The organism is Psychrobacter sp. AOP7-B1-24 (assembly GCF_052376215.1).
Classification (GTDB): domain Bacteria; phylum Pseudomonadota; class Gammaproteobacteria; order Pseudomonadales; family Moraxellaceae; genus Psychrobacter.
The window spans coordinates 33,048-47,645 of sequence record NZ_JBQSVL010000004.1; the positions used below are offsets into that span (position 1 = coordinate 33,048).

General features: G+C 43.8%; 11 protein-coding genes. 3 read left to right on the forward strand and 8 right to left on the reverse strand.

The annotated features are described in order from the left end of the window. Window positions 1-34 precede the first annotated feature (34 nt). Together pal and ACT3QP_RS01620 are read left to right on the forward strand one after the other, a co-directional pair. Window positions 35-550, forward strand: coding sequence for a peptidoglycan-associated lipoprotein Pal (pal, locus tag ACT3QP_RS01615; protein ID WP_444524206.1), 516 nt, complete (start codon window positions 35-37; stop codon window positions 548-550). Window positions 551-676: 126 nt separating this feature from the next. Then, window positions 677-1,474, forward strand: a complete 798-nt coding sequence (locus ACT3QP_RS01620) for a 4'-phosphopantetheinyl transferase family protein (RefSeq protein ID WP_444524207.1) — start codon at window positions 677-679, stop codon at window positions 1,472-1,474. Window positions 1,475-1,603: 129 nt separating this feature from the next. Here the strand turns inward: ACT3QP_RS01620 and ACT3QP_RS01625 are convergent, their stop codons facing one another. Continuing rightward, complete coding sequence (locus ACT3QP_RS01625) at window positions 1,604-2,515, reverse strand: hypothetical protein (RefSeq protein ID WP_444524208.1); 912 nt, start codon at window positions 2,513-2,515, stop codon at window positions 1,604-1,606. A 608-nt stretch (window positions 2,516-3,123) separates the two neighbouring features. Between ACT3QP_RS01625 and ACT3QP_RS01630 the strand changes: the two genes are divergently transcribed. Further along, entirely contained in the window at window positions 3,124-3,882 is a 759-nt protein-coding gene (locus tag ACT3QP_RS01630; protein ID WP_444524209.1) for an IclR family transcriptional regulator, read from the forward strand. 102 nt (window positions 3,883-3,984) lie between these two features. Here the strand turns inward: ACT3QP_RS01630 and mmsB are convergent, their stop codons facing one another. The 7 genes from mmsB to ACT3QP_RS01665 all read right to left on the reverse strand — a co-directional run bounded on the left by mmsB (window position 3,985) and on the right by ACT3QP_RS01665 (window position 14,430). Beyond that, complete coding sequence (gene mmsB / locus ACT3QP_RS01635; protein ID WP_444524210.1) at window positions 3,985-4,929, reverse strand: 3-hydroxyisobutyrate dehydrogenase; 945 nt, start codon at window positions 4,927-4,929, stop codon at window positions 3,985-3,987. Window positions 4,930-5,055: 126 nt separating this feature from the next. Next, a complete protein-coding gene (locus ACT3QP_RS01640) occupies window positions 5,056-6,318 on the reverse strand; it encodes an enoyl-CoA hydratase/isomerase family protein (RefSeq protein ID WP_444524211.1) in 1,263 nt (420 codons plus the stop codon). Between the two features lie 60 nt (window positions 6,319-6,378). Continuing rightward, complete coding sequence (locus ACT3QP_RS01645) at window positions 6,379-7,161, reverse strand: enoyl-CoA hydratase (protein ID WP_444524212.1); 783 nt, start codon at window positions 7,159-7,161, stop codon at window positions 6,379-6,381. A gap of 85 nt (window positions 7,162-7,246) precedes the next feature. Next, window positions 7,247-8,407, reverse strand: a complete 1,161-nt coding sequence (locus ACT3QP_RS01650; RefSeq protein ID WP_444524213.1) for an acyl-CoA dehydrogenase family protein — start codon at window positions 8,405-8,407, stop codon at window positions 7,247-7,249. A 226-nt stretch (window positions 8,408-8,633) separates the two neighbouring features. Beyond that, window positions 8,634-10,118: a CoA-acylating methylmalonate-semialdehyde dehydrogenase gene (locus tag ACT3QP_RS01655; RefSeq protein ID WP_444524214.1), complete on the reverse strand. Its 1,485-nt coding sequence runs from the start codon at window positions 10,116-10,118 to the stop codon at window positions 8,634-8,636. Window positions 10,119-10,536: 418 nt separating this feature from the next. Next, on the reverse strand, window positions 10,537-12,597 hold the full coding sequence (locus ACT3QP_RS01660) for a propionate--CoA ligase (RefSeq protein ID WP_444524215.1): 2,061 nt from the start codon (window positions 12,595-12,597) through the stop codon (window positions 10,537-10,539). A 162-nt stretch (window positions 12,598-12,759) separates the two neighbouring features. Then, complete coding sequence (locus tag ACT3QP_RS01665) at window positions 12,760-14,430, reverse strand: fatty acid--CoA ligase (protein WP_444524216.1); 1,671 nt, start codon at window positions 14,428-14,430, stop codon at window positions 12,760-12,762. Window positions 14,431-14,598: the final 168 nt, after the last annotated feature.

Genomic DNA, 14,598 nt, shown 5'->3' on the forward strand with positions numbered 1-14,598 from the left:
AAAACAAATTTAATTAAAATTTTAGGAGCTCAGTATGTCAATTAATTTTTCTAAGATCGCCGTTCTAGCTGTGTTATCAAGTGCTGTGGCCATTACAGGTTGTGCGACCAAAAGCGCTACCTCTGAAGTTGTGGTGGCTCCACTAGGTATTCCAGGTGGTCAAAGTGGCTACAATGGCGCTATTTCAATGAATAACTCAAATGCTATTATTGCTAGTGCTCAGAACCTCCAAGCCGTTGTTTACTTTGGCTTTGATAGCAGCGACATCACAGCACAAGCAGCCAGTGTTTTGAATCAACATGCAAACTTACTTCGCTCAAACCCATCAGCAAGTGTTGTCATCGCAGGTAACACTGATGAGCGCGGTAGCCGTGAATATAACATCGCATTAGGCGAACGCCGTGCCCAAGCAGCACGCAACTATCTTGCTGCTCAAGGCGTTTCTGCAAATAATATCCGTGTCATCAGTTATGGCGAAGAGCGCCCTGCTGCTGCGGGTAATACTGAAGCCGCTTATGCACAAAACCGCCGTGCTGAATTGTCTTACTAAGAGTCGTAAAGTCGATCAGAATCAAGTAAGCTTAACTTGATTTATAAAAGCCCAGCGATATTATATTGCTGGGCTTTTTACGTGCTACTAAACCAAAAAATAAACTTATACCAACCGATATCACTCATGATGCCAACCTTACGCTTGACACATATTCGATTTAATCAGCTACAGCCCATGACTTGGTGTGCCACCGCACAGGTGAGTGAAACCCCATACTTTAAACATCAAGATTGGTTGAGCAAGTCATTGAAACGACCAATTAATAACCCTGCATATATCAATACTGATACATGGTACAAATGTAGTTGGCGATACCATCTACCATCAGGTAATTTATCAATGGGTGATATTGCTCGCACCCAACGCCAACGACAGCGTCAAGGCGTACGTCTGTTGTTACAGCAATTACTCGATCATCTAGCGCTTAGCGATATGTTAGATGAGTCTAGCTTTCCATATCGTCTTGTCAAGGCTGGGCACTATGTATGCTTCAGTCATACAGGCAATAAAAGCAAAAGCAAGCTCAACGAAAATGCGAATCAAACCATCAATGTACCATTAAGCAGTACAGTCGCTGTGGTGATTAGTCCTCATCGTCCTATAGGTGTCGATGTAGAGAACAACAATGTCGCATGGCATGTGGCGAAACGATTTTACTCAAACAGCGAGATTGCAATTTTACAATCATTACCCATGATGCGACGTGACATAATCGCTAAACTACTATGGCAAATAAAAGAAAGCTTCATTAAAATTTATCAGTACACACTGGCACAAGGTTTGGGCGTCGACTACGCCTATCTTATTGATGAGTTGATTGATGCCATTGAAAAACAACCCTCTTTGACTGTCATAACAGACCATAAATCGCCATACCAAATTGCTGTTTTATCAACGCAGCAAACGATCGTTGTTTTTTAAGTAGACAATAACCCTGTTGCCTTAAACAATGACTTTCACTTTATTTTAAACAAAAAAAACGACCCCTAAAAAGGGTCGTTTTTTTATACTTACTTTTCTTCTAATAACAGTGCTTAGACTGCGACTAGATTAGAAACGGTAAGTTGCACCAACTTTAACAATTGGCATCCACTCTAACCAATCTTTATCTTCAAGCTCTTTTTCTGCTTTTTTAGCAACATCGCCTGCTGTGGTTGTCTGGCTAACACCGTTTGCATCTGTATAATTAACTACACTATCTGCATTAACAGCTTGGACAGTTGCATCAGTTTTACCCATATAGGCGGCACCAATTTCGCCAAACACACCCCAATTATTGGTAATGTTAGGACGGAAACCAATAGTTGCATAAGGTGCTACTTTGTTACGATGCTCCATTGTACCTTCAAGAGTACCAGTCTCAGTAGCATTATATTGCTGACCATCAACTTTAAAGAAACCACCATCTGCATTAGCAGTTACATCAAAATCGTTGTCAGGTACGATGATACCACCACCAACTGTGAACCAGTTACCAGTAGGACGTAGTTGCACACCTATGTAAGGGTTGCTGAAGTCTGCATCAACATCATAATTTACATCGCCAGCGTCAAAATCACCACCGAATAGGTCAGCAACATCGCCACCGGCCCAACCAGCTTGTAATTCAGTATTTTCGTTCAGTGCCCAACCAACATTAGCACCATAACCTAATGTACCAACTTCAGCACTAACAGCAGCTGGATTCACTGCTGTATTGAAAAGCGTCTTAGTACCGCCAACAACTGCACCAGTGGCGTTACTGACAGCACCAGTGGTTTTACCAACAATACCAGTATTGGTGTCAGCAGATGCTTCTCCATATTCGGTCTGCATTTGATCTGCTTCATAAGCGACAGCAACTGGCTCTGCTTCATATACGCTTGCATCAGCTTCATCAACGACGACAACTGGCTCAGCAGCTAAAGCAGCAGTTGATGCTAGAACAGCAGCAGAAATAGCAGTTAATTTGATAATTTTCATTAATCTTCTCCTAAAAGTATGGGATAAATCTCCCGTAAAAAAATGACAGTTCAGATTTTGATATCAATCATTTTGTTGAGCAGATTAAAACAATTCTGGCTCGTAAAGTCATCCCTATAGATGCGCTTTTTATTTGCCGTTATGTAAAGATTGCATAGGTATTGTAATAATTACTACATCAATCCGTAAAACTCTTAGTTTCTGTTACACAACACTCTTACAGCAACTTAATAGCGTAAACATCGATATCGGACAGCTTAATGTTTATGTAAAGGTATTACAAAACATGTCACCATAGTGTGACAATTCACTGTCTAACTCAATAATAGTTATATAGCTTATTACTACGATTTGTTATGCTTTGTGAGTTAGTGTAGCTATTATTACTTTAAACACAATTTGAGATACATAAACAGATGATACAAATATTGCTACATCAGGCTATTAGATAGGTTATCTAACACTTGTCTGAACTTGATATTATGCTAAATTAGAAGTAGTAATAAATATGTCACAAATTTATTTTTTTGCTACTACCTACTGTCTTGTTGATTAACAAATCGTGGTATTTCCTACTGTATTGTTTTTAATATTATTGAGTGTCTTATATGCCTAAAGTATCGTCAATCACCCGTGTTTTAGAAATCATCGAGGCAGTATCCTACGCTTCTAAGCCACTTTCGCCACTTGAGTTATCACAACAGCTAAACATCCCCAAGCCAACCATTCACCGACTGATCCAAAACTTGGTCGATGAAGGGTTTGTGACGGTTGACATAGGTGGTGGTATTATCCCTGGTAAGCGAGTGCGTAACTTAAGTGTCGAGCTGTGGCAGCAACGCCAATTTTTTAATGAAAGACAAGTGATCTTGCATAAATTGGTGGAAGAATTAAAAGAAACTTGTGGTATTGCCATTCCTTATCATATGGATATGCTCTACACCAACCGTGCACAGACGCCTTTACCACTACAGATCTATCTGCCAGTAGGTGCCAAGTCACCGATGTGGTGTACCGCTACAGGTAAGCTGTATTTGAGTCAGTTATCTGCCACCAGTCGCAACAAGATACTGCAAAGTCTGCCGCTAGATAAGTTCACAAAGAATACCATCACCGATATCGATGCGTTAAATAAAGAGCTAGATTATATTGCTGAAATGGGTGTGGGTATCGACAACGAAGAGTTTATCTCTGAAATGGTGGCTGTGTCCGTACCTATCTTGGATAAAAAGTCACGCTATCTGGCCTCATTATATATTCATGCGCCAACCGTACGCCTGTCTTTAGATGAGCTGCTGACACATGTGCCTCGACTACAGGCAGCGGCACAAGATATTCAGTCGCTAGTATATGAGCTACAAAGCTAACGACACTGTCTGTTAAATAATTAAGAAAAAAAAGGCCTGCACTAATATCTTAGTGCAGGCCTTTTTATATAGTTGAACCCATCTTTGTGATGTATTTTGAAGCTAAGATAATACCGAACTGTCATGACGCGCCATAATACTAGAAAAATCTCTATCGCCATTTTCTACTGTATGTGCTTCATATAACTCTGCAGCCTTAGCCCCCATGGGTGTATCAACGTTTGTGTTCTGAGCGGTTTGCAAGGCTAAGTTAAGGTCTTTTTGCATCAGCTTACTCATAAAGCCACCTTGATAACCGTTGCTCGATGGTACGTTCTCCATGACTTGTGGGTAAGGATTATATACTTCTAATGTCCAGTTGCGGCCTGAGCTTTGTAGCATAATATCTGATAGCACTTTTGGATTTAAGCCGTTTTTGACGCCCAAATTAATCGCCTCTGCTGTCCCAGCCATGAGAATACCTAACAGCATATTATTACAGATTTTTGCGACTTGTCCGGCACCATGCTCGCCAGCATGAAAGATGTTTTTGCCCATCACTGCCAGTATTGGCTCTGCCTTTGCAAACGCATCAGCACTGCCACCCACGATGAAAGTCAAACTGCCTGCGATAGCGCCGCCCGTACCACCGGAGACTGGCGCATCTAAGAACTCTATACCCAGCTTGCTTGCCGCTTCTGCCACTGTCCTTGCATCAGCAGCAGCGATAGTACTGCTGTCAATAACCAATGTGCCTTGTGGTAATTCCGCAAGCAAGCCATCTATTCCGTTTTCACCCAGATAGACAGAATGGACGTGCTTGCCAGCAGGCAACATGCTGATGACGACCTGTGCATCGCTTGCAGCAGCTTTAGGACTATCTGCCACCCTAGCACCTGCTTGCTGTAAGCGCTGGGTCGCATCTTCAGACAAATCATAGACAGACAACGAATAACCTGCTTTTAACAAGTTCTCCGCCATCGGTGCGCCCATGTTACCAAGCCCGATAAAAGCAATGTTTGGCTTCGCACTACCATTATCAGCAGTATTTACATCCTTTGTATTCATCTCATCATTCCTTGATGGTTATATAGTCAGCATGGCAGACGCTTGTGTTTTGTGTACGTCATGCCATTATGTCGTTCAGTGTGGTATGTTCAGTTCGAGTAGCACTCAAGTGGACAGTTTGAATTGTTAGCGCACAAACTGGTTGCCTGCCGCTTCAGTACCCAACCAATCATCTAATGGGTGCTCACCTGTCGCATAAGGGTTCACAAAATGCTGTTGGATATATGCCTGCCCCTCTGTATTGAGACAATCAGCTAATGAACGCGACCACTGCGGATTTCTATCTTTATCAATCAATAGCGCGCGCACGCCTTCTTTAAAGTCAGGATTGGCCGCACAATGTACCGCCACATTGGTTTCTAGGTACAGAACTTGCTCTAATGATAAATCAGTCACTTTATGATATAGCGCATAAGTCAAAGCGACGGTAACGGGACAACCATGTCGATAAGTGGCGACTGCTCGCTGTACCCAACTATCTGCCGCAAATTCTGAATGTAACGCTGCTAATGCCTCATCACTTTGCAATATGGCATCGATATCTCCTAAACCACCACTATTCATCAACTGCTGAATAGGTTGCCAATATTTTGCTAAATTGCTGGCAGGCAACTCGGAGACTGATTGCGCGGCAAGTGCACGGCTAACGATACTATGAGCACTATTGTTATCGCATTTATCCGAACTATTAACAGCTGGTTGCCAGTCACTTTGTTTTAAACTTTGCATGACAGCATCATAGTCACTACTAGCGACGGCATACTCTGCTAGGTTGGCCAATAGCGCATCATTGCCATTACACATCGCACCTGTTAAGCCTAAAAACAGACCTGTTTTGGCGGGCATATTCTGCAAAAACCAACTGCCAGAGGCGTCAGGGAATAGTCCGATAGTTACTTCTGGCATCGCAAAGCGAGTACGCTCAGTGACCAGACGATGGCTACAACCTGCCATCAAGCCCATACCACCACCCATAATAATACCGTCACCCCAAAGGATTAAGGGCTTATTATAAAAATGCATCTGGCGATAGAGGCTGTATTCGTGACTGAAAAACTCTGTCGCATAAGGATTCGGTAACGGTGCACTGGTCGACATACTGTCATACAGCTTACGAATATCACCTCCAGCACAAAAAGCCTTATCGCCCGCTCCTCTTAATACAAGCGCTACTATCTGAGCATCATTTGCCCACGCATCTAGCTGTTGTGCTAATAGTTTGCACATATCAACACTCAGCGCATTGAGAGATTTTGGCGTATTGAGCGTCATGACGCCAATCATATGACCACAATCTGTCGGTTCAGTATTGAACAATACTGATGCCTCTTGCTCCGTTTTTTCTGTGACTTTTTGATTGTTATCCGCTGCTGTCATGGGTTCTGTCATAAAAGGTACCTGCAAAAATTAAAATGAGTAAAGCGACTGTTAGGATATCTTACCTACGGCTTATTTATTTTGCCAATTCGGTTTGCGCTTCTCTAAGAACGCTTGCACGCCTTCACGCTGATCGTTGGTATCGAACAACTTAACAAACGCTTCGCGCTCATGGATAAGGTTTTGTGCGGGCGGGGTATTTCTCGCGGCTTGGATAAGCGTTTTAGAATAACTGACGGCAACAGGAGACTGCTTAGCAACTTTTTGCGCTAATGCTTGCGCCACTTTTAACCCTTCTCCTTTGGCAGCAACTTCTTCAACCAGTCCGATACGTAACGCCGTCTCTGCATCAACGCGCTCACCGCACAGTATCATACGCTTCGCCCACCCTTCTCCTACTAACATAGTTAGATTCTGTGTACCACCCGCACATGGCAATAATCCCACACCGGTCTCTGGCAATGCCATCTGCGCATGCGCTTCTGCGATACGAATATCACAGGCCAATGCACACTCAAGTCCGCCGCCCATCGCATAGCCGTTGATGACAGCAATACTGACACCACGATAGGCAGATAGCGCCTCAAACGCTTCACCAAAAGCAATCGCCATGCTGATTGCGCGGCCTTTATCACCATCTGAAAAATTGTTTAAATCAGCACCAGCTGAAAAGAACTTCTCGCCATCACCATGAATAATCAAAGCATAAATATCATCATTGGCATTTAGGTCAGTCACTAGCTGTTTGAGTGCTGGCAAACTGTCCATCGTCCATGTATGGGCTGGTGGGTTATTCAATGTTACAGTAGCAGTATGACCGTCAATCGATAACTTGAGATTGGTATAATCCGTCATAAATAATCCTTTATTTTATCTGAATTTGGTATGGTTAGACGTTAGGGCATGTCTTCAATTAAATTGAGAAAATACCCTAATACAATTAACGCAGTTGATCCAACGCATCATTTTGTAATAGCTGACGCGAGACAATCACTCGCATAATCTCATTAGTGCCTTCCAATATCTGATGCACACGCAAGTCTCGCACATGACGCTCAAGCGGATACTCATTTAGATAGCCGTAACCACCGTGTAGCTGTAATGCTTCATTAGCGACATCGAAGCACAAGTCAGTAGAGAGACGCTTGGCCATTGCGCAGTAGGTAGACGCTTGAACATCATTGTTATCGACTTTGCTCGCTGCTAGATAAAGCATTTGTCGCGCGCTAATGGTCTGGGTGAGCATATCAGCAAGTTTAAACTGTACCGACTGAAGATTAGCAATCTGGCTACCGAATTGGCTACGCTCTTGCACGTAATTGGCCGCTGTCTCTAATGCTGACTGCGCCGTACCAACCGCACAGATACCAATGTTGATACGACCGCCATCTAAACCTTTCATCGCAATACGAAAGCCTTGGCCCTCATCGCCTATCAAATTCCCTACTGGAACTTTCACATCTTTAAAGCTAATCGTACGTGTTGGCTGCGCTTTCCAGCCCATTTTATGCTCGTTTTTACCATATTCGATACCAGTACTATTCGCATCTACCACAAAAGCCGAAACGCCCTTTGCGCCTGCTCCGCCTGTACGCGCCATGACGACTAAGACATCGGTAGACCCTGCGCCTGAAATGAATGTTTTCTCTCCCGTTAGTACATAATGCTCGCCTTGCTTATCCGCTTTGGTACGCAGAGAAGCCGCATCGGAGCCTGCATTAGGTTCCGTTAAGCAGTAACTCCCTAACCACTCTCCGCTCACCATGTTAGGTAAATACTGTTTGCACAAAGCATCGCTACCATATTCACCAATCATCCAAGCAGTCATGTTATGAATACTCATATAAGCAGCAACGGCAGTATCACCCCATGCAAGCTCTTCAAATACCATGGCAGAGTCTAAGCGTGGTAGCCCTAAACCATCATATTCTGGATTGGTGTATAACCCTAAAAACCCAAGCTCACCTGATTTTTTGATGACATCGACTGGGAAGTGTGATGTACGATCCCACTCTGCGGCGTGTGGTTTTAGCTCTTTTTGGGCAAACTGACGAGCGGTTTGACGAAAGGCAATTTGGTCATCGGTCAATGAAAAATCCATAGGGTCATCCTTGTGCGTGCATCGCAAATATGGTGTAGGGAATTTTATAAGTTGTCATTCTAATGTTCTTTATATAGTCAATCCTCTATAAAAGAGTGACTGCAATAACTATCTAGCGTTGGCTATATAGTATAGCAGCGACATAACGACAATCATAAAATCAGGCTTTACTAAAACATGCCCTAAGCAGGATTATCGCTATACCGCAAACATATCAAACGAACGATTAGATTGAAATGGTCGTATTAACGCCGCGGCTCGCTTCATCATCAAACCAACGTGCAGTGACGGTTTTGGTTTGAGTATAGAACTGCACGGCTTGCTTACCATACGGACCGAGATCACCAAGTTTACTAGCACGTGAACCTGAGAATGAGAACATCGGTAGTGGCACAGGAATCGGTAAGTTAATACCGATTTGACCGACTTGAATGTCTTGTTGGAATTTATGTGCGGCAGCGCCTGACTGCGTAAATATTGCCGTACCATTGCCATGTGGATTGGCATTGAGCATCTCAATCGCTTCATCAAGGTCTGCTGCACGCATGATACAAAGTACGGGTCCGAAGATTTCTTGTTGGTAAATCTGCATATCGCTTGTGACGTTATCGAAGATAGTCGGACCAACGAAGTTGCCGTTCTCATATCCTTCAACGGTAATGCCACGACCATCCAGAATCAGACTCGCGCCCTCTTCCACCCCAGTACCAATCAAATGCTCGACACGGGCTTTTGCCGCAGGAGAAATCAGTGGGCCTAGATCTTTATCGTGCTTACCTGCTGATACCACTAAACCTGTTGCTTTGGCTTTAATGTCATCAATCCATTCGCCTGCAGCACCGACCAATACCACCACTGACAGCGCCATACAACGCTGACCAGCAGCACCAAATGCCGCGCCTGCTAATTGATTAAGGGTTTGCTCTTTATTAGCATCTGGCAGAATAACACCATGGTTTTTTGCGCCCATCATGCACTGGGCACGCTTGCCTGACTGACTGGCACGCTCATAGACATGTTTGCCAACGTTAGTAGAGCCTACGAAAGAAACCGCTTTGATATCAGGGTGATCACAGATGGCATCAACCGTAGCTTTGCCACCATGTACGACGTTTAGTACGCCTTCAGGTACGCCTGCTTCAACGGCTAGTTCAACCAAACGCATGGTGACCATCGGATCTTGCTCAGACGGTTTTAAAATGAAAGTGTTACCCGTGGCAATCGCCATTGGGAACATCCATAGTGGAATCATCGCTGGGAAGTTGAATGGTGTGATACCAGCGCAGACACCTAGCGGCTGCCAGATGCTATAGGTATCAACGCCTGATGCGACGTTTTCAACGAAGTCACCAATCTGTAAATTTGCAATGCCTGCTGCATGCTCGACCACTTCTAGACCACGGAACACATCACCACGAGCATCTGCAATGGTTTTGCCTTGTTCAGCGGTCAAAATCCCTGCTAGCTCGTCCATATGCTCACGAATCAGTGCCTGATACCTTAAAAAGATACGGGCACGTGTGGTGATAGGTGTTTTGCGCCACGTTTGAAAGGCGGTCTGGGCGGCAGCGACTGCTTGGTTAATTTCATCGTTGGTCGTTTGTGGAACTTTTGCGATGACTTCTTGCGTGGCGGGATCGGTGATATCAATCCATTCACTGGTATTAGAATCGACGAATTGACCATTGATGAGCTGCTGAACGTGGTGCATAAGATATCCTTATCTTTTTTGCAAAACTACCATGCGGCAGTATAGTCAGTCCTCTATAAACTAAATACGGTATCAGCCTCGCTTAGTCTACAAATCGTAGTACTTTCACTTGGCCTGTTTGTATCCAAAGTATATTAAACAGATTATATTTTATATTGATAAAAACTAAAGATTCATCAATAACTACCGAACATAGATAATTTTAAAATGATTTATTATGTATCGTTATGGACTATAACAATAAATCAATTTTAGGGTCAAGCGCTTTATCAAACTTTTATGTTCGGTTATATTTATCAGTGAATATTATGGAAAGTTAAAAACAAAAAAGCCCATGATAATTCATGAGCTTTTGTAAAATATTGAGTATCGTTATTGGTCAGCAATTAATAAATTGGCACCTCATATTCCGCATTGATTAATAATCTTTCATAGACTGCTTAATCGCATCAATCGCGGGTGGATTATCAAGTGTCGACATATCACCTGTTTCCTTGCCTTCTGCTAATGCACGAATGGCACGGCGTAGTATTTTACCAGAGCGAGTCTTTGGCAACGCTTGTGGGAAATAGATAGCAGCGGGTCTTGCAATACCACCAAGAGATTTGACCACGGCACCGATGACTTGCTGCTCAATACGGAATCTATTTTCAGTCGTTGCCACCTGCTCATGATCTCTCAGCACACAGAACGCAATGGGCAACTCCCCTTTTAACTGATCTTGAATACCCACAATCGCACACTCTGCCATCTCTGGATGTATGCTGATCGCTTCTTCAATCTCTTGCGTACCAATGCGATGGCCAGCGACATTAATCACATCGTCTGTGCGTCCTAAAATATAGAAATACCCGTCCTCATCCGTCACCGCATAGTCTGATGTAGAGTACTGCTGACCATCGAACAAACCAAAATAGCTGCTGACAAACCGCTCATCGTTGCGCCATACCGTGGTTAGACAGCCGGGCGGTAGAGGCGCTTTGATTGCAAGTAAGCCTTTTTCACCCGCAGCACAGAGCTCACCGGTTTCTTCATTGATAACTTGTGCATCATAGCCATACATTGGATAACCAGGCGAGCCTTGCTTATGCGGTTTATGATTGAACTTTGGCGTATTACTTAAAATAGGCCATCCAGATTCCGTCTGCCAATAGTGATCTAAAATAGGGACACCCAGATGCTTAGTTAACCAATTAGCTGTTGATTCATCGAGTGGCTCACCTGCCAAAAAGAACGACTTAACGCTTGAGACATCGTAGCGCGTCATCCAAGCCTCATCTTGTTTTTTGAGCATACGTACACCAGTCGGTGCGGTGAACAAAATATTGACCTTATTGGCCTCGACAATCCGCCACCAGATACCTGGATTTGGTCGATGTGGTAAGCCTTCATACATGACACTGGTCATGCCAGCTAGCAATGGCGCATAGATGGTATAAGAGTGCCCAACGGCCCAGCCGATATCAGATATCGCCCAAAACGTCTCGCCTGCCTTACCATCATAAATATAATCCATCGATGTCGTCAGGGCTACAGCATGACCGCCTGTATCACGTTGCACCCCTTTTGGCGTACCTGTCGTTCCGGAAGTATAGAGAAGATACGATGGTGTATTGGACTCAAGCCAAACAGGCTCAACAATCGCATTGGCTTCACAACTGACACGGCGCTCAGTCGCATAGTCCACATCGATATCTTGTGCTGCAAATGGCAATACACCTCGGTTGACGACCAGCACATGCTCGGGCTTCACGTTGGCTTGTTCGACCCCTTGATTAACAAGACTTTTATAGTTAATAACTTTGCCACCGCGCAAACCTGCATCCACCGTGATGACCATTTTTGCTTCGGCATCATCCATACGGATCGCCAAGTTATGTGCAGCAAACCCGCCGAATACAACTGAATGCACCGCGCCGATACGAGCACAAGCCAACATGGCATAAGCCGCTTCTAATATCATCGGCATATAAATAATGACACGATCGCCCTTGCCGATACCATGACGTTGCAACACATCAGCGAAGTAATTAACTTCTCTATATAAGTCATTGTAGGTCAGGCGGCGCTTGGTATAGTCTGTATAAAACTCGACGTTGTTGCCTAGATCTTTAAACGAATCAACAACGGCGGGGAATGTTTCGATCAGTTCTTGGTTAATCTCTGATGACAACCATATGAATGCGTCTTGCTCTGCGCGCTCTTCGAGGTGACGATCTACGCAGTTATAACAAAGATTGGTCTCACCGCCGACGAACCACTTAGCGAACGGCAAATTACTGTCATCGAGAATTTGCTCAGGCTCTTTATGCCAGTAGATACGCTTGGCTTGCTCAGCCCAAAACTGCTCACGATTATTGATGGAATCGTGATAGATATCAGCAAAATTCTGAGTGGTATCGGATGGCGCTTGTGAGTTTTGAATAGAAACGTGATTGCTGCTTTGGTCGGTGCGTTGATTGGTGGCTTGCTCGCTCATAATGGCTGTCCTTAGCGTAAACGATGAGTAATAAAATACTACTTTATAATATACACACTATCATAATGTAATACTGGCTATCCTTGCCAAAACTAAAAACCGATACATTACGTATCGGTTTAAAATGTAGCAGAGCTAATGATAAAGGTCAACTACATAAAGTTATACTTCAGTCTGATCAGCATACATCTTACGCATGACTTTTTTATCATGTTTACCAACAGAGGTTTTTGGCAGATCATCCACAAACTTAAACTGACTGGGCACACCATACTTAGGAATCATACCTCGCTCTACCGCTTTTTCAGCAATGGCTTTGATATCATCAACTTTGGTATCTTGAGCGTCAGGCTTTAACACAATCAAGGCCAATGGACGCTCACCCCACTGTGCATCACGAACGCCAATGACTGAAACATCTGCCACGGCTGGATGCAGTGATAAAATAGTCTCAATCTCCAATGACGATATCCACTCACCACCTGATTTGATCACGTCTTTTAGACGATCGGTAATACCAATGCAACCATCAGGACGTATATAGGCGATATCTTGGGTATGCATGTAGCCGTTTTCCCATAGCTCCTTACCCGCATCTTCATTCTTTAAGTAGCTTTGGGTCAGCCAAGGTGCCCGCAATACCAGCTCACCCGTATTGTCTTTACCCGTGCCAACTGATTTATTGTCTGTACCCCAAACTTGGGCATCGACCATAAGCACAGGCTTACCAGTCATACAACGACGCGCGATATCTTCATCATCAGACATCTCAGGCTCATTGAGACTGAATTCGGTCAAGCTAATAAGCGGCGCTGTCTCTGACATACCGTAGCCAGTATAGACTTCGATACCTTGGCTCATGGCTACTTTTGCCAAGCCTTCTGTCAATCGTGAACCACCAATGATCATTTTTAGGCCATTAAAACTCGCAGCGCGATCCTGTGCTTCTTTGAGTACCATCTGTAAAATCGTTGGTACGCAATGAGTGATACTGACTTTTTCATTGATAATCAAATCAAGCAAGCTATCAGGGGCATAGCGTCCTGGATAGACTTGTTTTAGACCCACCATCGTCGCGGTGAACGGAAAACCCCACGCATGGACATGGAACATCGGCGTCATCGGCATGTACACATCACCATAGCTAACACCCTGCTTATCAGGGAGCATGCCTAAGGTCGCCGCTTCTGCCAAACTGTGTAATACCAATTGGCGATGGCTAAAGAACACGCCTTTCGGATCGCCCGTCGTCCCTGACGTATAAAAAGTCGTCGCAATGGTATTTTCATCAAAATCAGGAAAATCAAAATCACCGTTAGCGGCTTCTAATAATGCCTCATACTCACCGATAACGCGAGTCTGATTACCACCAAAAACGCCCTCATATGACACGCCATCATCATCGAGCCAAATGATATGCTCAATGCTAGAGTTCTCAAATTGATAGTCTTTAACCAATGGCGCAAACTCAGAATTTAGCATCAGTACTTTAGGCTTAGCATGATTGATGGTATAGAGGATTTTTTCTGGTGATAGGCGGATATTAACGGTTTGCAAAATATACTCTGACATCGGTACCGCAAAGTAAGACTCAAGATAACGATGACTGTCCCAATCCATTACTGCTATTACATCACCAGCATCAAGCCCTAAATCAGCTAAAACATTGGCCAAGCGATTGATTCGATTGAACAGGTCTTTATAAGTAAATCGCTTCTTATCTGCATAAACGATTTCTTGATCTAATGATACTATTTTGGCACGGTTTAATAGTTGCTTTACCAATAGTGGATAATCGTAAGCAGATGGTGCACCGTTATAAATACTGGACATAAAATTGACTTCCTTGTTGATTGGCATTAATTCGTTAACGGCTCACATTATTAAAATGCTTTCACAAATTATATTCTGAAGAGCCTCCATTACTGTTGCCTATTATTATTGCTATAGTCAGGTCAGTATAAAAAATGGACCGTGTGACTGATATGAAATTTTCAAAAC